Genomic DNA, 20960 nt, shown 5'->3' on the forward strand with positions numbered 1-20960 from the left:
CCCCAGAGTCGCAATCGCGCTTTGGCAAGGACCACATCATAACGGCGGTGCGGGACTTTCCCGCGAAAAGACAGGGCGTATCGCGTGCAGCGGTCCCTTTTGGGCATCAATCTGGCCCGGCTTAGCCGGATCCGCAAAACCCGCCGTGTGCAGAACACGGCGACGCTCGGGCTTGTTCTGCTGGGGCCGATCCTTGCGGGGCTTACGATTTTTGTCCTCGGCGGGCCGCTGGATCAGGGCGGCAATACAGGGCTGCTGCGCAACGTGCTTTTGGCCGACCTTGTCTATGTGCTGGTGGTCGCCACACTTGTCCTGCAAAGGGTCGCCCGGATGGTCGCGGCGCGTCGGGCGAAATCCGCCGGGTCGCAGCTGCACCTGCGGCTGACCGGGGCTTTCGCGCTCTTGGCGCTGATCCCCACGGTGACGGTGGCGGTCTTCGCGGTCCTGTCGATCAATTCGGGGCTTGAGGGGTGGTTTTCGGACCGGGTGCGCACGGTTCTTGGCACCTCCTTGTCCGCCGCCCAGGCCTATGAGGAAGAACACCGGCAAGAGCTGACGCGCGACGGCCGGTCGCTCGCCGCTTTCCTGAACGCCGAACGGGAACGGGATTTCTTCATGTCGGATGGCGACATCCGGCAGGCACTTGGCCGGATTCAGGGACAGATCGAACGTGGGTTGACCGAAGCCTTCGTGATCGACGGGGCCGGGGACTTGCGGGCGCGTGGAGCGCGGTCCTATGAATTCGGGTACGAACGGGTCACCGAAGACCAGATCGCTACCGCGCAGGCCGAGGGCATCCTGATCATCGAGGATTGGGAAAACAACGAATTCCGCGCCCTGATCCCGCTGGCCCGGTTCACCAACCGCTACCTTTATGTCAGCCGGGCGGTGGATGGGGATATCCTGTCACTATTGGACGAAACCCGCGAAACCGTCGGCCTTTACGAGCAGTTGGAAAGCGACCGGGGTCGGCTGTTGTTCGAATTCGGGCTCTTGTACCTAGGGTTCGCGGTGATCCTGATTCTTGCCGCGATTTGGCTGGGCCTGTGGTTCGCCGAACGTCTGTCCCGGCCCGTCGGGCGGCTTGTCACCGCGTCGCAGCAGGTGGGCGCGGGCGATCTGGACGTGCGGGTTCTGGAGGACGAGGGCGAAGACGAGATTTCGCAATTGGGCCGCCATTTCAACCAGATGACCGGCCAGTTGAAGGAACAGCGTGAGCGCCTTCTGGACAATACCCGCCAGATCGAACGGCGGCGGCGTCTGTTTGATTCCGTGCTGTCGTCGATCACATCGGGCGTTGTTGGGCTGGACGATGAGGGTCGGGTCACCTTTGCCAACCGATCCGCCGGGCGGCTATTGGACATGGGAGAGGACCAGCAGGCCAGCGCCCTGTCGGTCGCGGTGCCGGAATTCGGGCCGCTGTTCGACAGCCTGCGGGCCGAGGCGCGGGAGGTGATCCAAGGACAGGTGAACCTTGTGCGCGGCGGCAAGCAAGAAGCGCTTTTGGTGCGCATGGCGACCCGGCGCAACGACGATGGCCGGCTGGAGGGCTATGTTGTGGCCTTTGACGATGTGACCGACCTTGTCAGCGCACAACGGATGGCAGCCTGGGGCGACGTCGCCCGCCGGATCGCGCATGAGATCAAGAACCCGCTGACCCCGATCCAGCTGTCTGCCGAACGGATCAAACGCAAGTTTGCGCCCAAGGTGGGCGAGGAATCGGATGCGCTGGAAGGGATGACCGATGTTATTGTTCGTCAAACCAATGACTTGCGACGCATTGTTGATGAGTTTTCGCGCTTTGCCCGGATGCCGGAACCCGATCGGATCACAAACGACCTGACCGCGCTGTTGCGCGATGCGGTGACCCTGCAAGAGGCGGGACAGCCCGAAGTGCGGTTCCAAACGGACCAGCCGCAAGGGGCGATCATGGCCGAGCTGGACGCGACGATGATTGGCCAAGCCCTGACCAACCTGATTAAGAATGCGGGCGAAGCCATTGAAACCCTGTATGAAAAGGGTGCGCCTGACGGGCATGAGCCGGAAATCCGCGTGACCCTTGGAACAGGTGACGGCAGCGCCCGCATCACCATTTCCGACAATGGCATCGGCCTGCCGGAAGACCGGGCGCGGCTGTTCGAACCCTATGTCACCACCCGCGACAAGGGCACCGGCCTTGGCCTGCCCATCGTGAAGAAGATCATTGAAGAACACGGCGGCAGCCTGACGCTGGAGGATGCCGCCCCCTTTGCCGAGGGTGCCCACCGGGGCGCTATGGCTGTCATTGAATTGCCGATCCTGCCCGCGGTGGCAGCGGCGGGCGAGTAAAGGTAAGAGGACGCGATACCCATGGGCGACATCCTGATCACCGACGACGAAAAGGACATTCGGGAGCTGATCTCGGACATCCTGATTGACGAAGGCTATACCACCCGGCTGGCGGGCACGTCAGAGGCCTGCATGGCCGAGATTGCCGCGGAAAAGCCCGCGCTGATGATCCTTGATATCTGGCTCAAGGACAGTTCGATGGACGGGATCGACATCCTCAAGACCGTCAAACGCGACCATCCGGAGATCCCCATCGTGATCATTTCCGGCCATGGTAATATCGAAATCGCCGTCGCCGCGATCAAGCAGGGCGCCTATGACTTCATAGAAAAACCGTTCAATATTGACCAGTTGCTGGTCGTTATTAAGCGCGCCATGGAAACCAGCCGGTTGAGGCGTGAGAACCTTGCGCTGAAGCGCGGCGATGGGCCGGGGGCCGAGATGCTGGGCGAAAGCGGGGCCTTCCGGGCGCTCAAGGCGCAGCTGGACAAGGTCACCAAATCCAACGGGCGGGTGATGCTGACCGGGGCCGCCGGTGCCGGCAAGGAAATCGCCGCCCGTTATATCCACGCCAATTCGAACCGGGCAGATGCGCCCTTTGTCTCTGTCGCGTCGGCGGCGATCGAGCCGGACCGGATGGAAGAGGTTCTGTTCGGTCGCGAAAGTGCGGATAAGGGGATTGAACCGGGGCTTCTGGAGCAGGCGAACGGCGGGGTGATCTATTTTGACGAGGTGGCGGACATGCCGCCGGGCACCCAGTCCAAGATCCTGCGGGTGCTGGTGGACCAGTCCTTTGCCCGGGTCGGAGGCACCCAGAAGGTGCAGGTTGATCTTCGGGTTATTTCCAGCACGAACAAGGACTTGCGGGCGCTTATTGAGTCAGGCGAGTTCCGGCAGGAACTGTATCACCGGCTGAATGTCGTCCCTATCGAGGTGCCCAGCCTTGAAGAACGGCGCGAGGATATTCCGCTCTTGGCTGCGCATTTCATCGAAGCGTTCAACCGCGCACAGGGCCTGCCGCTTCGCGAACTGGCCGAAGATGCCCGCGCCCTTCTGCAGACGATGCACTGGCCGGGCAACGTGCGCCAGTTGAAGAACGTGATCGAACGCGTTCTGATCCTTGGGGAAACGACCGATCCGATCAGCGCCAAGGAGCTTCCCAGCCATGACGGACCTTCCGACGAGGAAGGCCGCGTTGTGCTGTCGGGGGCGCTGGCGACACTGCCGCTGCGCGAGGCGCGGGAATTGTTCGAACGGGAATATCTTCTGACCCAGATCAACCGGTTCGGCGGCAATATCAGCCGCACGGCCAGTTTCGTGGGGATGGAACGCTCGGCACTGCATCGCAAGCTGAAGTCGCTGGGCGTTGTGACCGCCAACAAGGCCGGTGCCCGCGTGGCCTATGTCGAGGACGAGTGAGCCGTTGACCGGGACGGGCGGATCAGGCACGACGGTTGGAACGAACCCCGGAGGGTGTGAATGAAGGTCATCATCTGTGGCGCAGGGCAGGTCGGCTGGCAAATCGCCCGCCATCTTTCGGGCGAACGCAACGACGTGACGGTCGTGGACATGAACGCCGAACTTGTGCGGCGGGCGACCGAAACGCTGGATGTGAGCGGGGTTACGGGACATGCCTCCTATCCGGATGTTCTGGAACGGGCAGGGGCCCGTGATGCCGATATGATTATCGCTGCGACCCATCTGGACGAGGTGAACATGGTCACCTGCCAGGTCGCCCATTCGGTCTTTGCCATCAGCCGCAAGATCGCCCGCCTGCGGTCCCAGTCCTATCTGGATGCGATTTATTCCGATCTATATCGCCGCGATCACATGCCCATCGATGTAGTGATCAGCCCGGAACGCGAAGTCGCCGAGGCCGCGCTGCAACGGCTGGCCGCGCCCGCGACCTTTGACACTGAAAACTTTCTGGACGGCAAGGCGCAGTTGCTGGGGATCACCATCGACGAGGCTTGCCCGGTGATCAACACGCCGCTGCGCCAGTTGACGGACCTGTTTTCGACGCTTCAGGCCATCGTCGTGGGTATTCGCCGGTCTGGTACCCTGTTTGCCCCTGCCGCTGGCGACCAGATTTTCGCGGGCGACGAATGCTATGTCTTTTCGGCCACCACGGATGTGAACCGCACCCTTGAAATCTTTGGCAAAAGCAACCGCAAGCAAGAGCGTGTCGTCATCCTTGGCGGCGGCAACGTGGGCCTTGCGGTGGCAAAAGCGCTTGAGGCGCGGGCGGACCGTGTGCGTGTCAAGATGATCGAGAAGAACCGCAATCAGGCAGAGGCGGCGGCGGATGCGCTGGAACGGACCATCGTGCTGCATGGCGACGGTCTGGACGAGGCGATCCAGGCCGAGGCAAACGTGGCTAATGCCGATGCAATCTTGGCCGTCACAGACGACGACAAGACCAATATGCTGGCGGCCGTCCGGGCCAAGGCCATGGGCTGCCCAATGGCGATTTGTCTGTCCAACGACCCGACGCTGGTGCCGCTGATGGGGCCACTGAACATCGACGCCTATATCAACCCGCGCGCAACGACGGTCAGTTCGATCCTGCGCCACATCCGCCATGGCCGGGTCCGCAACGTCTATTCCATCGGCGATGCCGAGGCCGAGGTGATCGAGGCGCAGGTGCTGTCGACCTCGCCCATTGCGGGCGAACGCATCCGCGATATTCCCTTCCCCGAAGGCGTTCTTTTGGGTGCGGTGATGAAGGATGGCAAACTGGTCAAGCCGACCGGGTCCACCCGGATTGACGAGGGCGATGTGATCGCCATCTTCGCCATGGCCGACGATGTCCCCGAGGTCGAGAGGCTGTTGCAGGTCTCGATCGACTTCTTCTGAGCGGCCCATGCTGTCCCGGATCACCGCGCTGCCGTTCTTTGTCCTGCTGATGGGGGCAGGGGCCGTAGCCATGCTGATGCCCGCGGTTCACGGGGCGGCGACGGGGCAATTCGTGTCGGGACGGGTGTTCTTCTACGGCTTTGTCCTGTTTGGGATCCTGACCGTATTGATCGCGCTGGCGACCGTGAACTATGCGCCGCGCAGCGCCGCGCGCAGCCATTTGACGACATTGCTGGCAGCCTTCACGGTCCTGCCGATCATGTTGGCGGTGCCGTTCTGGGTGTCGGTCGGGCGGATCAGTTTTCTGGACGCCTGGTTTGAAATGGTGTCCAGCTTTACCACGACGGGCGCCACGGTATTCGACGCGCCCTGGCGGCTGGGGACGGCTTTGCATCTTTGGCGGGCGCAGGTTGGCTGGATGGGCGGGTTCCTTGTCTGGGTCGCGGCGCTGGCGATCCTTGCGCCGTTGAACCTTGGCGGGTTCGAGGTCCGGGCCCAACCCCGGCGCGGCGGTGGGGCGATGGTGCAGATCGGGCGGATCGCGGACCCGTCGGAACGGCTGGCACGGTTCAGCGCGCGGCTGGCGCCGATCTACCTTGGTTTGACGGTCGTGTTGTGGCTGGGCCTGATGCTGACCGGGGAAAGGGCGGTTGTCGCCTTGATCCATGCGATGGCTGTTCTGTCGACCTCGGGCATCTCGGCGACGGGCGGGCTGTTTTGGGCCGGTTCAGGGTTCTGGGGGGAATTCCTGATCCTGATTTTCTATGTCTTCGCCCTGTCCCGGTTGACCTTTAGCCGGGGGTTGGCGGGCGAGGATCGCGGCGGCCTTTGGCGTGACCCCGAGTTTCGCATGGGGCTGGCCCTTTTGGTGTTGGTGCCGGCCTTCCTGTTCCTGCGCCATTTCTTCGGGGCGATTGATGAACAGTCGCTTAGCGGGTTTCGCGCCGCCTTCGAGGCGCTTTGGGGCGGGTTGTTTACCGTGGCGTCTTTCCTGACCACCACCGGGTTTGAATCGCGCTACTGGATGGGGGCAGCGGATTGGTCGGGTCTGTCGACGCCGGGGCTTGTCCTGATCGGGCTTGCGCTGACCGGCGGTGGGATCGCGACCACGGCGGGCGGGGTGAAACTGCTGCGGGTCTATGCCCTGTTTCGGCATTCCCAGCGAGAGTTGGAACGGCTGGTCCATCCACATTCTGTTGGCGGGGCCGGGCAAGAGGCGCGCAGCATCCGGCGGCAGGGGGCCTATGTGGCGTGGATCTTCTTCATGCTGTTCGCCCTGTCCATCGTCGGGGTCATGGTGGCCCTGTCCCTGACGGGGGTGCAGTTCGAAAATTCGATGGTTCTGGCGGTGGCGGCCCTGTCCACGACAGGTCCGCTGGCCGAGATTGCCGCCGAAGACCCGATCTCGATCGCGGGCATCCCCGACCTTGCCAAGACGATCCTCGCCTTTGCCATGGTCCTTGGCCGACTGGAGGCGCTGGCCATCATCGCCCTTTTGAACCCCCATTTCTGGCGCAACTAGTCACAGAAGGCGGCTCCTGCCGGTAGTTCTTTGTTTTTTGGGCTGGAAACTCGCCTCACGCTTCTACATACTCAACCTGCAAGGGACACCAAGGCCGGTCCGCGGCCGCAAGAACAAAAGGGTTGGGCCAATGGCGGCTGACAAGCAGAACCTACAGGATGCATTCCTTAACCATGTGCGCAAGACCAAGGTTCCGGTGACGATTTTCCTCGTCAACGGGGTCAAGCTTCAGGGCGTGATTACCTGGTTCGACAGCTTCTGCGTGCTTCTGCGCCGGGATGGGCAGTCGCAGCTTGTCTACAAGAGCGCGATTTCCACCATCATGCCTGCGCAGCCGATCAACCTTTACGACGGTGAAGAATAGCCATCATGGGCGATGACGGGTCCGATCGCCGGACCGGCAGTGACACCAAGCCGCCCGTGACGCGGGCCTTTGTGCTGCATCCAGACATCAAATCGAACCGCGACCGCCGGGCGGCTGGCCCGGCGCTGGCCGAAGGCGTGGCGCTGGCCGCGGCGCTGCCTGATCTGGTCGTGGCCGGGGCCGAGGTCGTGCCGCTGCCAAAGGTGCAGCCGGGCTGGCTGTTCGGGTCGGGCAAGATTGCCGAGTTGAAAGAGCGGATCGCCGAGGCAGAGGCCGAACTGGTGCTGGTTGACGGTCCAGTAACCCCGGTGCAGCAGCGCAACCTTGAAAAGGAATGGGGGGTCAAACTCCTCGACCGGACGGGGCTGATCCTTGAGATATTCTCGGACAGGGCCCGCACCCGCGAAGGGGTGTTGCAGGTGGAAATGGCCGCGTTGGCCTATCAGCGCACCCGCCTTGTCCGGGCCTGGACCCACCTTGAACGGCAGCGGGGCGGCCTTGGCTTTGTCGGCGGCCCCGGCGAAACCCAGATCGAGGCGGACCGCCGCGCAATTGATGAACAACTGGTGCGCCTGCGCCGCCAGCTGGACAAGGTGGTGAAGACCCGCGACCTGCACCGCAAGGCCCGCGCCAAGGTGCCGTTCCCGATTGTCGCGCTGGTGGGCTATACCAACGCCGGAAAATCCACCCTGTTCAACCGGTTGACCGGGGCAGAGGTGTTCGCCAAGGACATGCTGTTCGCCACCCTGGACCCGACCATGCGCCGCGTGGTCCTGCCCGCCGGGGACGAGGTGATCCTGTCGGATACGGTGGGCTTCATCAGCGACCTGCCGACCGAACTGGTCGCCGCATTCCGCGCCACGCTGGAAGAGGTGCTGGACGCCGATCTGGTGGTCCATGTGCGTGACATCAGCCATCCGCAATCCGCCGAACAGGCCGAGGACGTGGAAACCATCCTGGAACAGATCGGCCTGCCCGAGGACACCCCCCGGATCGAGGTCTGGAACAAGATCGACCTGTTGGAGGCCGGGGACCGCGAGGCGTCGGTGACACAGGCGGAGCGGTCGGAGGACCTATTCGCCCTGTCCGCCGTCACCGGCGAGGGGCTGGAGACTCTGCTGGCCGGGATTTCGGCGCGGCTGCGCCCGGCCATGGTGACCGAGGTTCTGACCCTGCCATATTCAGATGGCAAACGGCGGGCGTGGCTGTTCAAGGAAGGCGTCGTCGATGCCGAGGATCAGGAAGAGGCCGGAAGCCGCATGACCGTCACCTGGACCGAGGTGCAGAAGGCGCGGTTCGACAGGCTGTGATAGCTAAGGTGGGTCAAGACCCACCCTACGAAATCTGAAATCGGCCGCATGGTGGGTTTCAACCCACCTTTACTGTGAGGCCTCGGGCGTCAGAACCGTCACCCCGACCGCCGCCGCCCGCGCAAGCGCGGGGTCAAGTGACATCGGGATGTATTCGCCGCGCCGCCACAGTTCGCCCAGATCGTCGTAATGGCTGGACAGCGGGTGCCCGGACTGGCCGGTCGAAATGATGAAGACCGAGCTGTCGGGATCGGCGAAATCGTAGACGCCGCGGTATCCACCGGCGTGAACATTGTAGAACGGGTTGTCCCCGCTTCCCGCCGTCAGCCCGCGCATCAGCGTGTTGTCGCCGCCCGAGGTGGATTGCCGGATGTTCACGAACCAGTTCAGGAACGGCGCCTCGCCCAGAACCGGGTGATCGTGGGTCGCCTGATGGGCATCGCCCCAGCGCAGCGATTCCAGCGATCCGGGATGGTTTTCCCCGATCCAGACCAGCGCATCGTCCAACGCCAGCCGGGCGATATCGGTGCAGGTTTCAATCGGGGCCGACTGGATCACGTCGCACCAGACCGACGCACCGGAAACATCGCGGTAGACCCGTTCGATGAACAGGGGCTGGACGTGGACATATTCATCCGCCAGCGGGCCAAGTTCGTCCCGGATCAACCGATCCTGCAGGGCCCGCACCCAGGCCGCGTAGATCAGCGGCTCTGGCATGTGTTCGTTCATCTCGCCGTTCCATTCGGACAGGAGGGTCAGCGCCTCTTGCCGTCGCCGTTCCGGGGTGCCTTCGGGCGCGGCCCCGCCGGTGAACCACAGGTCGGCGCCGATCAGCGGCAGAAGCGACCGGGCGGTAAAGCTGACGGTGTCCAACTGCGCCTCGATAAAGCTTTCGCGGGTGTGCACCTCGCGCGATTGCATCAAGCGGCGCCAGCGGTTGATGCGCTGGGTGTCGCCATAGGTAAAGGACACATGTTCGGGGAAGGGCCGGTCCACTGTCTTGTTGTTGGTGTTGCCGACGATGCCCCCGTCGGGATCGACGAATTCCGGGTTGGCGGAATAGGGCATGGTGCCGCGCCAGCGGTTGGCTGGTTCATAGCCGTAGGAGGGCAGCCGCCCCCGCGTGGCATGGGCCGGGTCGCGGGCGGGCATGTGCCCGATCATTTTCATGGCGATCCGGTTACGGTCGGCCAGAGTCAGGTTCTGGGCCGGGGCGACATAGGCCTCTGCCGCGTCGATGGCCTGTTCGATGTTGCGCGCCCGCATGATCCCCATGGCCGCCGTGACCGAGGTGTCCGCGTCCGACAGGGCGGTCCAGCCAAGCGCGGTGACATGTCCGGGCGGGCGGATCGTGCCAAGATCGAACTGGTCGGGGGGCAGCACCGGGCCGTTGTCCGTCCATTGCAGGCGGATGGTGCGCGCCGGGGCGTCCTTGATCTGGATGATGCTGTCGCGGGCGCGGAACGGCACCCAACCGTCAAGGCCGCGGTATTCGTCGGGGTTCTGGGGGTTTACCTCTTCGATAAAGATGTCCTGATCGTCCAGATAGGCGGTGGTCAAACCCCAGCCCAGGTCGGCCGACCGGCCGGTCATCACCACCGGGACGCCAGGGATCGTGCCGCCGATCACCCCGCCCGAGGACAGTTCCAGCCGGGCCAGATACCAGATCGACGGGGCGGTTAACCCAAGGTGCGGATCATTGGCCATCAGGGTCGAACCGTTGGCCGACCGGCTGATCCCCGCGGCCCATGCGTTGGACGCGCCGCCAAAGCCCAGCGGTTTGATGGGCATCAGCGGATCATAAGGCTGGCGGGTGTTGGCGGCATAGGTCGGCAGGTTGTCGATCACCGAGGCGTATTCGGGCAGGGCGGCAATGCCGGTGCCCGGCGCGTCGGGCAGGATGTCGGCCACCCGCGCCGATGGGATCAAGAGTGAGGTTCGGGCGCGTAGCACCTCGTCCTCCATATGGCCGGACAATTGCACCGCCATGAGTTTCACGATGGCGATGGAATCGGCGGGCTGCCACGGGGCGACGGGATGGTTGAACAGCCACATTTCGGGCGCGCCGCGGCCCCGCGCGCCCTCGTTCACCTCGGCCAGCCAGGCGTTGACGCCCGCCGAATAGGCATTCAGCGCGGCAAGTGTTTCCGGTGACTGATCATCGACCGAGGCGACCGAGAGGTTATAGAGGTCCAGCCGCCGCATCAGCGTGTCGATCCGGAAGGTGCGCTCCCCGAACAGTTCCGACAGGCGGCCCTGCGCAGTGCGGCGCAGCATGGTCATCTGCCACATCCGGTCCTGCGCATGAACATAGCCAAGGGCAAAGAACACGTCGTCATCGCGCACGCCGAAAATATGCGGGACGTTGGAATGGTCGCGCACGATCTCGACCGGAGCTGTGATGCCGGCCACGTCTTCCGTGCCGCTGTAATCGGGCAGGGATCGCGCCGCGAAATACCACGACAACACGAACCCAAGCACGACCAGCCCGATCATGCCGGACGCCAGTCGCATCAGCCAACGAAAGATCTGCACCATGAAAATCACCTGACGGGATAGGAATGGTTGACGGGGCGGTTGCGCCCGTTAGGTATCGGATAACCGTTTTGAACAGGCAGCGCGAGGGGGCAAGCGGATGGCGAAGGTCGCATTCTTGGGTTTGGGTGTCATGGGTTATCCGATGGCGGGGCATCTGGCGGCGGCGGGTCACGAAGTGACGGTCTATAACCGCACGCGCGCCAAGGCAGAGGCCTGGGTGGCCCAGCACGGCGGCACGATGGCCGATACGCCGGCGGCGGCAGCGCAGGGGGCAGAGTTCGTGATGTCCTGTGTCGGCAATGACGATGACCTGCGCGGCGTTTGCATCGGGCCGGATGGCGCTTTTGCAGGCATGGCCGATGGCGCGGTCTTTGTCGACCACACCACGGTGTCGGCCAAGGTCACGCGTGAATTACACGCCGCCGCCGCCGAGGCCAGGATTGCCTTTGTCGATGCGCCAATCTCGGGTGGACAGGCGGGGGCCGAGAATGGCCAGCTTGTGGTGATGTGCGGCGGCGAACAACCCGCCTATGACCGGGCCGCGCCGATGATCGACGCCTATTCCAAACTGTGCAAACGGCTGGGCGACAGCGGCGCGGGGCAATTGTGCAAGATGGTCAACCAGATCTGCATCGCCGGGCTGGTGCAGGGCCTGTCCGAGGGGCTGCACTTTGCGGAAAAAGCAGGGTTGGACGGGCGCGAGGTGATCAGCGTGATCGGCGGGGGCGCCGCGGGCAGCTGGCAGATGGTCAACCGGTATGAGACGATGCTGGACGATCATTTCGAACACGGGTTCGCCGTGGACTGGATGCGCAAGGATCTGGGCATCTGTCTGGACACCGCCAATGAAACCGGCGCCAGCCTGCCGGTCACCGCGCTGGTCGATCAGTTCTACAAGGAAGTCCAGAAAATGGGCGGCGGACGCTGGGATACCTCCAGCCTGTTCAAACGTCTGCGCAAACTGGACGGGTAGGGGGCTTGCGCATCCCGCAAACCCGCTCTATACGGCGCGCACTCAATCCCGCAGGCGGGGGCGGGTGTTATGGGGAGACATCCCATTTCATCCACCGGTTGGGCCAGATGGCCTGATCCCCCGCCGAGGCTAAACCGGAAAGGAAATAGGACATGGGCCTCCCTGAGTTCACCATGCGTCAGCTGCTTGAAGCCGGCGTTCACTTTGGCCACCAGACCCAGCGCTGGAACCCCAAGATGGGTCAGTACATCTACGGGTCGCGCAACGGCATCCACATCATGGACCTGACGCAGACCGTCCCGATGCTGGACGCTGCCCTGAACGTCATCCGTGACACCGTCGCCCGTGGCGGCCGCATCCTGTTCGTCGGCACCAAGCGTCAGGCTGCCAAGCCGATCGCCGAAGCCGCCGAGCGCTGTGCACAATTCTACATGAACCACCGCTGGCTGGGCGGCACGCTGACCAACTGGCAGACCGTGTCGCAGTCGATCAACCGGCTCAAGGCCATCGACGAAGCTGCCGAGCGTGGCTTTGAAGGCCTGACCAAGAAAGAGCGTCTGGGCATGGAACGCGAGCAGGCCAAACTTCAGGCCTCGCTTGGCGGCATCCGCGAAATGGGCGGCCGTCCGGACCTTCTGTTCGTCATCGACGTGAACAAGGAAGACCTCGCCATCCTCGAAGCCAAGAATCTGGGCATCCCGGTTGTGGCCGTGGTCGACACCAACTGCTCGCCCGCCGGTGTTGACTATGTCATCCCCGGCAACGACGACGCGGCCCGTGCGATCGCGCTTTACTGTGATCTGGCCTCGCGCGCGGCGCTTGACGGCATGTCCGCCCAGCTGGGCGCTGCCGGCGTCGACATGGGCGCCATGGAAGAGCTGGCCGAGGAAGTCCTGGCCGAGGAAGCCGCTGCCGAATAAGGCACGCACCCTTTCGAATACCTATTTCCGGGCGGCGGTTCACGCTGCCCGGACCCCGTTTTTCCAAGGAGAATGAACATGGCTATCACTGCTGCGATGGTGAAAGAGCTGCGCGAGTCGACTGGCGCGGGCATGATGGACGCCAAGAAGGCGCTGACCGAGACCGATGGCGACATGGAAGCCGCCGTTGACTGGTTGCGCACCAAGGGCCTTGCCAAGGCCGCCAAGAAATCGGGCCGCACCGCTGCCGAGGGCCTCGTTGCTGTTGCTGTCGAAGGTGGCAAGGGTGTTGCTGTCGAGGTGAACTCGGAAACCGACTTTGTTGCCAAGAACGCTGAGTTTCAGGGCATGGTTGCTGGTATCGCAAAGACCGCGCTTGGCGTGTCCGACACCGAGGCGCTGAAGGCGGCCGACATGGGCGGCAAGCCGGTTGAGACCGTGCTGACCGACGCCATCGCCAAGATCGGCGAAAACATGACCCTGCGCCGCATGGCCGCGATCGAGGGCCAGACCGTTGTGTCCTACGTGCACAACGCCGCCGCTGACGGTATGGGCAAGATCGGCGTTCTGGTTGCGATGAACGGTGGGGACGAAGGCTTTGGCCGTCAGGTCGCCATGCATATCGCCGCGACCAACCCGGCCGCGCTGAACGAAGCCTCGCTTGACCCGGCCGTGGTTGAAAAAGAGCGTCAGGTTCAGATCGACATCGCCCGCGAATCCGGCAAGCCGGATGCCGTGATCGAAAAAATGATCGAAGGCCGGATGAAGAAGTTCATGGCCGACGTGACCCTTGTCGGTCAGGCGTTCGTCATCAACCCCGACCTGACCGTCGCCGCAGCCGCGAAAGAAGCCGGTGCCGAGATCACCGGGTTCATCCGTCTGGCCGTGGGCGAGGGGATCGAGAAGGCAGAAGACAACTTTGCCGAAGAAGTGAAGGCCATGGCCAAGGGCTAAGCCCAAGCCACTGGTCACCCACCGAATTGAAAGGCCCGCGGCGCAAACCGCGGGCCTTTTGGTCTTTTGGACCGTTTCCCTTCCGCCGGACGGGAGGTCATGGCGGACCCGGGACCGGCGGCTGCCAAGGATGGGATGATGGCAGCTGCGCGGCGTTGCGCTGCGACCCGGCCGGGCAAACCCGAAGGGCCGCAGCATCCGGTTTCCCGGAATGCAGATTGCAGAGTGTCCCGAAATCGCGGGGATACAATCCACTTGTCCCTATGGCCTTAGGCCACCACTCACGGAACAGTTACAGATTGGCAAATGACGTTGCGTCGCAAAAGTCAGGAAAACCCAACCTTGAGCAATGCCCGAAATCTTTCCCCTTGATTTCAGGTGGGTCAGGCCGGCGGGTCGAGAACGAACATCTGGTTGTAAAACGCCGCCTTGAGGACCGCCTGAGCGGTGGTTTCCACATCCAGCGCCTCGCGCGCAAGGCGCAGATGCTTTTCGATCGTGGCCGAGGTCAGCCCAAGCAAAAGTGCGATGTCCTGCGTGGTCTTGCCGTCACCAACCCATTCCAAAACCTCGCGCTGACGTTTCGTCAGGTGGCGGGCGCCGCTGTAGGGCAGGGTGAGGATCTTGAGGTGAACAAGGTTGTTCATCACGATAATTTCGTCCCCGTGGCGCGCCCAGACCTGTTCGACCGCGTCCTGGCTCATGCCTTCGCGGCCGGTCAGTGCCATCGCCCCCTTGGTCCGGTGCGAAATGGACCGAAAGCTGATGGTGTATCCGGCTGTCACGCCAACGCGGCGATTGAATTCCAGAACCTTGCGCTCTGACGGGGTCAGGTTGTCGGTGCGCTCCATCTCAGCCATCCAGCGCCAGGAACAGGCACCATCGTTTTCCAGCGCCCAACGCACCATCGGCGCGTGGTGTGCCAGACCTTCGTCGATGAAATGCTCCATATAGGCGGGGCCGTGGTTCGTCAGGACAACCCAATCCTGCGGATCACCCAAAGACTGGGTCGTGCGGTAGCGGGTAAAGCCATAGATGATCCTGTCAAACCCGTAGGCATCCATGCGCTCTGTATGCAGCGCCCAAAGGTCTTCGATCGACTGCGCGTTCGAAAGCTGTTCCAGATGCGCGATGACACTCGTCACGGGTCGGCCTTTCCACGATCTTCCGTCATGGTAGAGTGGCTATCACAACTCCTGACCATTTGAACAAGAAAAACGCGAACATCGCGGATTCATTGGGGTTTGATAAATCCAAATGTTACATAATACTGATTATGCGACAAATGGACCGGCTGACCCGAAAGTCCGGATCAGCCGTTGTTTGTGCCCTTCTAGCCCTTGATGACCAGTTTCGCGGGCGTGTCGCACAACCGTTCGTACCCGGTTTCCGTAATCAGGATCGGTTCTGTCGTTTCGATCCCCCCGTCGTCCAGCCAGAGCGCGGGCATGAAATGGAACGTCATCCCCGGCTTCAGCACGGTCTTGTCCCCGGCGCGGAACGACATGGTGCGTTCGCCCCAGTCCGGCGGATAGCTGAGCCCGATAGCATAGCCACAGCGGTTGTCCTTGTGGAATCCATGTTTGGCCAGTGTCGCGTTGAAGGCGTTGGCGATGTCTTCGCACAGGTTTCCGGGCTTTGCGGACTCCAGCGCCGCCGCAGAGGCATCGGCCACCGCCGCCTCTGCATCCAGATATTTCTGCGGCGGTTTTCCAAGGAACAGCGTGCGCGACTGCGGACAATGGTAACGCCGGTAAACCCCTGCAATTTCGAAGAAAGTCGCCTCTCCTTCCTTCATGGGCTGGTCGTCCCACGTCAAGTGCGGCGCGGTGGCGTCCAGACCCGACGGCGCCATTGGCACGATGGCCGGATAGTCGCCCCAAATCCCGTCGACGCCCTTGATCGCGGTGCTATAGATCTCGGCCACGAGTTCGTTCTTCTTCAGGCCTGGTTCGGCCTTTTCGCGGATCGTGGCGTGCATCGCCTCGACGATCCGGGCCGCCTTGCGCATATAGTCAATCTCGGTGGCGGATTTCACGGCCCGTTGCCAGTTGACCATGCCGGTGATATCGGCAATCTCCTTGTTCGCACCGCACTTTAGAAGCGAGGTGTAACAGCTTGCGCTGAAATAGTAATTGTCCATTTCAACGCCAAGGGTCTTGCCGTCCCAGCCCTTCTCGCGGATCAGGTTGGACAGGTCCTCCATCGGATGTTTCAGCGGGTTCTGGACGTAACTGTCTTCGTAACCGCGGATATGATCATCGGACATGAAAACAGTGCGCAGCGCGCCGTTTCCGTCAATGCCGCGGCCCCACCAGATCGGGTCGCCGTCAGGGCCCAGCAAGACCCCCTGATGCACATAGAACGACCAACCGTCATAGCCCGTCAGCCAGGCCATGTTGGACGGGTCGGTGACAAGGATCAGGTCAACCCCGGCCTGGTCCATTGCGGCGCGGGTCTTGGCGATCCGGTCCTGATATTCGGCATCGGTGAATGCCGGGTTTGCATTGGCCATGGGCCCCTCCTCGTGTTCTTTTCCCTATCTTGACGTGCCAGTCGCGCCCCGCCCGTCCGAAAACGTCATGTCACCGCTCAATTCGCCGTAGGCAGGACAACGGAAAACCGGCTGCCCTTGCCCGGCTCGCTTTCCACATGAAGCCGCCCGCGGTGGCGGCCCACGATATGCTTGACGATGGCAAGGCCTAGGCCCGTGCCGCCGACCTCGCGCGATCTGTGCCGGTCGATCCGATAGAACCGTTCGGTCAGGCGCGGAATGTGATGCGCGGCAAACCCTTCGCCAAAGTCCTGCACGGACAGGACAACGCCGGGCAGACGCAACAGCGGCTGTGGCCCCGGGTCGGACAGAGAGATGACCACCCTGCCCCCGCTGACCCCGTATTTGATGGCGTTTTCCACGAGGTTGCGGATGACCTGCCGCAGCTGGTCCGCGTCCCCCGGCACCGTGACCGGATGGTCGGGCAACTTTCGCTGGATGCTGACGCCCGCCGTGGCCGCGACCGGGCCAAGGACGCTGACCGCATTGTCGATAAGCGCCACAAGGTCCACCGGGTCCGTTGGTCGCCGCCGCTCGTTTTCCTCGACCCGACTGAGGGACAGCAAGTCCGAGACAAGCTGCGACATGCGCGCGGCCTCGCCCTCCATGATCGACAGGAACCGGTCGCGGGCGGCGGCGTCGTTGCGGGCCGGGCCGCGCAGGGTTTCGATGAACCCCAATAGCGCGGTCAGCGGTGTACGCAATTCGTGGCTGACATTTGCGACGAAGTCGCGGCGCATCTGTCCCGCCTGTTCGATCTCTGTCTGGTCTTCGAACACCAGCAGAACGGATGTCCCGATTGGGTTGACCGTGACTTTGTAGACCGCATCGCGCAGGGGATCACGCCCCATGAACCGGGTCACCTTTCCTGTCCCATTCGCGAAGACATCGTCGATTGTGTCGATCAAAGCGGGCTGTCGCAGGGCAGAAACATAGTGGCGACCGACCGATCCGGTTCCAATAAGGGTATCCGCCATGGGATTGCAGGCGGAAATTCGGTTGTCCGGGCCAATCATCAGCCCCGGAAAGGGTAGCGCTAACAAGAAAGTGTTCAAATTCGGGTCAGACATGCTGCCATTTTTCTTTGTATGGGCATTGAGGCTGATACATGTTTCACCCTATAATTGAAACTTGTGGGCGGTGACTCTGGTATGGTTGTTGCGAAACTTCTGTTGCTTTATGGCACTTCGGACGAATCGGGATTGGCGCGATGGCGGTCCAGCACATTGGAAATGATATCGAAGACCTCGTCGTTGTTTCCATGCTTGTTGTGGGCAATATCCACGTATGGGCCGGGTCCGACCAGCCCCTACCGGCGGTTCGTGGCATAGATTTCATCGACTATCGGCAACTAGAGCAGCATTTGGCGCAGATGCCATCGCCGGATGTGATCCTGTCGGCCCTTGTCGGACATGGGTTTGACGCCATTGACCTTGCGACCGTCTTGCAGGGCTGCGGGTATCGCGGGCGGTATCGGGGGGTGGCGAATGCCCTACCCCGGCCCGAATTGATCCGGGCAGAGGTGCGTAGCCGCGCGCCGGATGTCGATTTTGAAGTTGTCGACCTTGAGGTCCGGGCTCAGGTGTCCGGTGGATTCACGCTGCGAAAAGACCGCCTGCGATAGGCGTCGCGCGATACCCGTGCTTCACCTGTCTGTGCATGAATTGGAAGACCTCACCACGTTCATTGATGTCTCGGGGGGGGCTGACGCACTAATCAATCCGGCGCAGCCCGTCGCGGAACCGGCGCATGTTTGCCTGATAGCTCTGGGCAGACCGGCGCAGTCCTTCGATCGCGTCGTCATCCAGCGTACGGATGACCTTGCCCGGTGCGCCGACAACCAATGACCCGTCAGGGATTTCCTTGCCTTCGGTGATCAGGGCCCCTGCCCCGATGAGGCAGTTCTTGCCGATCTTCGCGCCGTTCAGCACGGTCGCCCCCATCCCGATCAGGCTGTTGTCGCCGATGGTGCAGCCGTGCAGCATCGCCTTGTGCCCGATGGTACAGCCCGCGCCGATGGTCAGGGGAAAACCGGGGTCGGTGTGCATGATGCAGTTTTCCTGCACATTCGATCCGGCCCCGATGGTGATCGGTTCGTTGTCGCCCCGCAGGGTGCAACCGAACCAGATCGAGGTCGCGCTCTCCAGCACAACCTTGCCGATCACATGGGCGTCGGGGGCAATCCAATAGTCCCCGTCGGCGGGAAGGGTCGGGGCAAATCCGTTCAGGCTGTACAGGCTCATTTGGACTCCTCGAATTCCGCCTGAAGACGGCGCACATGGTCGGTCAGGCCCGGCTGCTGGCTGCGCCGGAGGCGGGTGGCCGATACGATGGTCTTGAGCTGGGCGTCGGTGGCCTCAAGATCGTCGTTCACCAGCACGAAATCATAGCCGTCCCAATGGCTGATCTCGTCCCAGCTTTTCTGCATCCGCTTCGCGATCACCTCGTCGCTGTCCTGGGCCCGACTGACAAGACGGCGGTGCAGTTCGGCGATAGAAGGCGGCAGGATGAAGATCGAAAGCGTGTGGCGGCCAAGGTCCGAATTGCGGATTTGCTGCGCCCCCTGCCAATCGATATCGAACAGAACATCGCGGCCGGCGTCGATGGCGGCCTTCACCGGCCCCTTGGGCGAGCCGTAGAAGTTGCCGAAGACATGGGCGTGTTCCAGCATCTCGCCTTCGGCCACCTGCCGCTTGAAGTCGTCTTCGGTCAGGAAATGATAATCCTGCCCGTTCACCTCGCCGTCGCGCGGGGCGCGGGTGGTGGCAGAGACGGAAAAGGAAATGTCCGGGTCCCATTCGCGCAGGTGGCGGGACAGGGTGGATTTGCCCGCGCCCGAAGGCGAAGACAGGATGATCAGAAGGCCGCGGCGGGTCTGGGGCATGTGCTTGGTCTATTCCACGTTTTGGATCTGTTCGCGCATCTGGTCGATCGTTGCCTTGAGGTCCAGCCCGATCGCCGTGAGGCCGGGGGCGCCGGATTTGGAGCAGAGCGTATTGGCCTCGCGGTTGAATTCCTGCGCAAGGAAATCGAGCTTGCGGCCCGCCGGGGCGGGATCGGCCAGAAGGGCGCGGGCGGCGGCAATATGCGCGCGCAGCCGGTCGACTTCTTCGGTCACGTCCGATTTGACCGCAATCAGGGCCAGTTCCTGCGCCACCCGGTCGGGATCGGCCTCGGACGCCTCCTCCATCACCCGGCGCAGGGCGGCACCCATGTTGGCGCGCACCTCGTCCCGGCGGCTTTCGGCGGCGGTGGCGGCCTCTTCGACCAGCGCGGCGATCCGCTGCAATTGCCCCTCGATCACCTGTTTCAGGGCGGCGCCCTCGCTGGCCCGCATGGCGGCGAAATCATCCAGAAGTGGCGCAAGATCCGCCAGAAGCGCGGGTTTCAGCGCCTCTGCCTCTGCCTCGTCGCTGCGCTGGGACAGGACGCCGCGCAGGTTCAGCACATCGGCAGCGGTGGGTTGGGCCAGGGTGACGCCCATGGCCATGGCCCGGTCCTGCACCGCGTCCAGCGCCTGAAGCATTCGGTCCAACTGCGCCTCATCCAGGGTGGCGGCCTGCTGGCCCTCTTCCCGGGTCAGGCGCAGCCCAAGGGTGATGTTGCCCCTGTTGAACCGGTCCTGTAGCGCCGCGCGGATTGCCGGTTCCAGCCCGTCGATCCCGTCAGGCAGGCGCAACCGCAAATCCAGCCCCCGCGCGTTCACCCCGCGCATCTCCCAGGCCCAGCCCGTTGCCCCAAGGGCCCCGCGCCTGCTGGCGAATGCTGTCATTGATCGGATCACTGGTCCCGTCCTCTCACTGGTCGCGATAGCACCTAATGCGAAAGGGTGCGCGGGGGCAAGGCAAAGCGACCCCGCCGGGCGGGCGCATTAACCTGTTAACGAAATGCTAAGTGCGAAAGGGGCGGAAATGCGGCAAAATAGGGGCATCAGCCAGACTGGAGGACCAACCGATGCCAGCCCCAACCGATTCCGCCTTGCCGCCCCTGCCCGGTGTGCGCAGTGTTGCGCCCGGCGGGTCGGTGTTGTCCAATCTGGAACGCTACTGGTCGGACCTGCGCGGCGCGCGGACGGTGCCGGTGCGCACCGCTGTTGACCCAGCATGCATTGACGCCGCTCTTCCCAGCGCCTTTATCCTCGAACGCACCGCGCAGCAGGTCGCGCGGTTCCGGGTTTGCGGCCAGCGGATCAATCAGTTTATCGGTGCCGAAGGCCGGGGCATGCCCCTGTCGGCCCTTTTCACGGCGACAGGCCGGGCACAGATCGGCACGTTGCTGGAACGCTGTTTTGACGATCCGGCGGTTGTGGAAATCCCGGTCCAGTTCCGGACAGCGCTGACGCGCCGCCGTCTTCAGGGCACCATGCTCTTGTTGCCTTTGGAGGGACCAGACGGATTGATCGACCGCATTCTTGGGGCGCTTCTGGTGGACGGCGCGCCGGGCCTTGGCGTTCGAAGCTTTGACGTCGACCCGTCCCGCAAGCTGCGATGCGAGCGGATAGAGCCGCGCCGGGCCGCGCAGTCCGCGCCGATTTTCGCCAACGGGACAGATTTCCCGCAGGCACAACTCCAGATGCAGGAAGGGCCGGAACGGTCTTCCCGCCCGGCCCTTCGGCTTGTTGTCGATAATACCTGATCCGGA

Annotated in this window: 18 protein-coding genes; 11 read left to right on the forward strand and 7 right to left on the reverse strand. The window is 63.0% G+C overall.

The features are described 5' to 3' along the window. The first annotated feature begins 84 nt into the window (after nucleotides 1-84). The 6 genes from U3648_RS08785 (at nucleotide 85) to hflX (ending at nucleotide 8380) form a co-directional block, all read left to right on the forward strand. Nucleotides 85-2328, forward strand: a complete 2244-nt coding sequence (locus U3648_RS08785) for a sensor histidine kinase NtrY-like (RefSeq protein WP_420858856.1) — start codon at nucleotides 85-87, stop codon at nucleotides 2326-2328. 21 nt (nucleotides 2329-2349) lie between these two features. Beyond that, nucleotides 2350-3747, forward strand: a complete 1398-nt coding sequence (ntrX, locus tag U3648_RS08790) for a nitrogen assimilation response regulator NtrX (RefSeq protein WP_420858857.1) — start codon at nucleotides 2350-2352, stop codon at nucleotides 3745-3747. A 60-nt stretch (nucleotides 3748-3807) separates the two neighbouring features. Further along, the gene (gene trkA, locus U3648_RS08795; RefSeq protein ID WP_420858858.1) at nucleotides 3808-5184 is read left to right on the forward strand and encodes a Trk system potassium transporter TrkA; all 1377 of its coding nucleotides are present in this window, start codon (nucleotides 3808-3810) and stop codon (nucleotides 5182-5184) included. Nucleotides 5185-5191: 7 nt separating this feature from the next. Continuing rightward, the gene (locus U3648_RS08800) at nucleotides 5192-6706 is read left to right on the forward strand and encodes a TrkH family potassium uptake protein (protein WP_420858859.1); all 1515 of its coding nucleotides are present in this window, start codon (nucleotides 5192-5194) and stop codon (nucleotides 6704-6706) included. Between the two features lie 130 nt (nucleotides 6707-6836). Beyond that, complete coding sequence (gene hfq, locus U3648_RS08805; protein ID WP_129681028.1) at nucleotides 6837-7070, forward strand: RNA chaperone Hfq; 234 nt, start codon at nucleotides 6837-6839, stop codon at nucleotides 7068-7070. A gap of 5 nt (nucleotides 7071-7075) precedes the next feature. Continuing rightward, a complete protein-coding gene (gene hflX / locus U3648_RS08810) occupies nucleotides 7076-8380 on the forward strand; it encodes a GTPase HflX (protein ID WP_420858860.1) in 1305 nt (434 codons plus the stop codon). 69 nt (nucleotides 8381-8449) lie between these two features. Here hflX and U3648_RS08815 read toward each other — a convergent pair whose 3' ends face one another. After that, complete coding sequence (locus U3648_RS08815) at nucleotides 8450-10918, reverse strand: penicillin acylase family protein (protein WP_420858861.1); 2469 nt, start codon at nucleotides 10916-10918, stop codon at nucleotides 8450-8452. 97 nt (nucleotides 10919-11015) lie between these two features. Between U3648_RS08815 and U3648_RS08820 the strand changes: the two genes are divergently transcribed. The 3 genes from U3648_RS08820 (at nucleotide 11016) to tsf (ending at nucleotide 13765) form a co-directional block, all read left to right on the forward strand. Further along, a complete protein-coding gene (locus U3648_RS08820; protein WP_420858862.1) occupies nucleotides 11016-11891 on the forward strand; it encodes an NAD(P)-dependent oxidoreductase in 876 nt (291 codons plus the stop codon). Between the two features lie 152 nt (nucleotides 11892-12043). Continuing rightward, nucleotides 12044-12811 carry a 30S ribosomal protein S2 gene (gene rpsB / locus U3648_RS08825; protein ID WP_420858863.1) on the forward strand — a complete coding sequence of 256 codons (768 nt, stop codon included), beginning with the start codon at nucleotides 12044-12046 and terminating at the stop codon, nucleotides 12809-12811. Nucleotides 12812-12889: 78 nt separating this feature from the next. Continuing rightward, nucleotides 12890-13765, forward strand: coding sequence for a translation elongation factor Ts (gene tsf, locus U3648_RS08830; RefSeq protein WP_420858864.1), 876 nt, complete (start codon nucleotides 12890-12892; stop codon nucleotides 13763-13765). A 383-nt stretch (nucleotides 13766-14148) separates the two neighbouring features. Here the strand turns inward: tsf and U3648_RS08835 are convergent, their stop codons facing one another. The 3 genes from U3648_RS08835 to U3648_RS08845 form a co-directional block, all read right to left on the reverse strand. Next, the gene (locus tag U3648_RS08835) at nucleotides 14149-14910 is read right to left on the reverse strand and encodes a LuxR family transcriptional regulator (protein WP_420858865.1); all 762 of its coding nucleotides are present in this window, start codon (nucleotides 14908-14910) and stop codon (nucleotides 14149-14151) included. Nucleotides 14911-15098: 188 nt separating this feature from the next. Next, a complete protein-coding gene (doeA, locus tag U3648_RS08840; RefSeq protein ID WP_420858866.1) occupies nucleotides 15099-16280 on the reverse strand; it encodes an ectoine hydrolase DoeA in 1182 nt (393 codons plus the stop codon). Between the two features lie 77 nt (nucleotides 16281-16357). After that, on the reverse strand, nucleotides 16358-17296 hold the full coding sequence (locus U3648_RS08845; RefSeq protein WP_420858867.1) for a sensor histidine kinase: 939 nt from the start codon (nucleotides 17294-17296) through the stop codon (nucleotides 16358-16360). Between the two features lie 233 nt (nucleotides 17297-17529). Here U3648_RS08845 and U3648_RS08850 point away from each other — a divergent pair, with 233 nt between their 5' ends. After that, a complete protein-coding gene (locus U3648_RS08850; protein WP_420858868.1) occupies nucleotides 17530-17943 on the forward strand; it encodes a hypothetical protein in 414 nt (137 codons plus the stop codon). A gap of 88 nt (nucleotides 17944-18031) precedes the next feature. On the opposite strand, the gene U3648_RS08855 is transcribed toward U3648_RS08850, so the two are convergent. Genes U3648_RS08855 through U3648_RS08865 form a run of 3 tightly spaced genes read right to left on the reverse strand, consistent with a single transcriptional unit; the run spans nucleotide 18032 to nucleotide 20091 of the window. Next, nucleotides 18032-18562, reverse strand: coding sequence for a gamma carbonic anhydrase family protein (locus tag U3648_RS08855; protein WP_420858869.1), 531 nt, complete (start codon nucleotides 18560-18562; stop codon nucleotides 18032-18034). Further along, nucleotides 18559-19203 carry a guanylate kinase gene (gmk, locus tag U3648_RS08860; protein WP_420858870.1) on the reverse strand — a complete coding sequence of 215 codons (645 nt, stop codon included), beginning with the start codon at nucleotides 19201-19203 and terminating at the stop codon, nucleotides 18559-18561. The genes U3648_RS08855 and gmk overlap by 4 nt, the downstream gene beginning before the upstream one ends. A gap of 9 nt (nucleotides 19204-19212) precedes the next feature. Next, nucleotides 19213-20091: a YicC/YloC family endoribonuclease gene (locus U3648_RS08865; RefSeq protein ID WP_420858871.1), complete on the reverse strand. Its 879-nt coding sequence runs from the start codon at nucleotides 20089-20091 to the stop codon at nucleotides 19213-19215. A 182-nt stretch (nucleotides 20092-20273) separates the two neighbouring features. On the opposite strand from U3648_RS08865, the gene U3648_RS08870 reads away from it, so the two are divergent. Then, nucleotides 20274-20954 (forward strand): PAS domain-containing protein, encoded by a 681-nt coding sequence (locus U3648_RS08870; RefSeq protein WP_420858872.1) that lies wholly within the window; start codon nucleotides 20274-20276, stop codon nucleotides 20952-20954. Nucleotides 20955-20960 lie beyond the last annotated feature (6 nt).

Origin of the sequence: Marivivens marinus (assembly GCF_035969385.1) — a bacterium.
Taxonomy (GTDB): Bacteria; Pseudomonadota; Alphaproteobacteria; order Rhodobacterales; family Rhodobacteraceae; genus SELP01.

Bases quoted from the DNA above. Each gene is read 5' to 3' on its own strand.
- ntrX (WP_420858857.1), top strand. From the start codon at position 2,350: ATGGGCGACATCCTGATCACCGACGACGAAAAGGACATTCGGGAGCTG.
- trkA (WP_420858858.1), top strand. From the start codon at position 3,808: ATGAAGGTCATCATCTGTGGCGCAGGGCAGGTCGGCTGGCAAATCGCC.
- U3648_RS08800 (WP_420858859.1), top strand. From the start codon at position 5,192: ATGCTGTCCCGGATCACCGCGCTGCCGTTCTTTGTCCTGCTGATGGGG.
- hfq (WP_129681028.1), top strand. From the start codon at position 6,837: ATGGCGGCTGACAAGCAGAACCTACAGGATGCATTCCTTAACCATGTG.
- hflX (WP_420858860.1), top strand. From the start codon at position 7,076: ATGGGCGATGACGGGTCCGATCGCCGGACCGGCAGTGACACCAAGCCG.
- U3648_RS08815 (WP_420858861.1), bottom strand. From the start codon at position 10,918: ATGGTGCAGATCTTTCGTTGGCTGATGCGACTGGCGTCCGGCATGATC.
- U3648_RS08820 (WP_420858862.1), top strand. From the start codon at position 11,016: ATGGCGAAGGTCGCATTCTTGGGTTTGGGTGTCATGGGTTATCCGATG.
- rpsB (WP_420858863.1), top strand. From the start codon at position 12,044: ATGGGCCTCCCTGAGTTCACCATGCGTCAGCTGCTTGAAGCCGGCGTT.
- tsf (WP_420858864.1), top strand. From the start codon at position 12,890: ATGGCTATCACTGCTGCGATGGTGAAAGAGCTGCGCGAGTCGACTGGC.
- doeA (WP_420858866.1), bottom strand. From the start codon at position 16,280: ATGGCCAATGCAAACCCGGCATTCACCGATGCCGAATATCAGGACCGG.
- U3648_RS08845 (WP_420858867.1), bottom strand. From the start codon at position 17,296: ATGGCGGATACCCTTATTGGAACCGGATCGGTCGGTCGCCACTATGTT.
- U3648_RS08850 (WP_420858868.1), top strand. From the start codon at position 17,530: ATGGCGGTCCAGCACATTGGAAATGATATCGAAGACCTCGTCGTTGTT.
- U3648_RS08855 (WP_420858869.1), bottom strand. From the start codon at position 18,562: ATGAGCCTGTACAGCCTGAACGGATTTGCCCCGACCCTTCCCGCCGAC.
- gmk (WP_420858870.1), bottom strand. From the start codon at position 19,203: ATGCCCCAGACCCGCCGCGGCCTTCTGATCATCCTGTCTTCGCCTTCG.
- U3648_RS08865 (WP_420858871.1), bottom strand. From the start codon at position 20,091: ATGACAGCATTCGCCAGCAGGCGCGGGGCCCTTGGGGCAACGGGCTGG.
- U3648_RS08870 (WP_420858872.1), top strand. From the start codon at position 20,274: ATGCCAGCCCCAACCGATTCCGCCTTGCCGCCCCTGCCCGGTGTGCGC.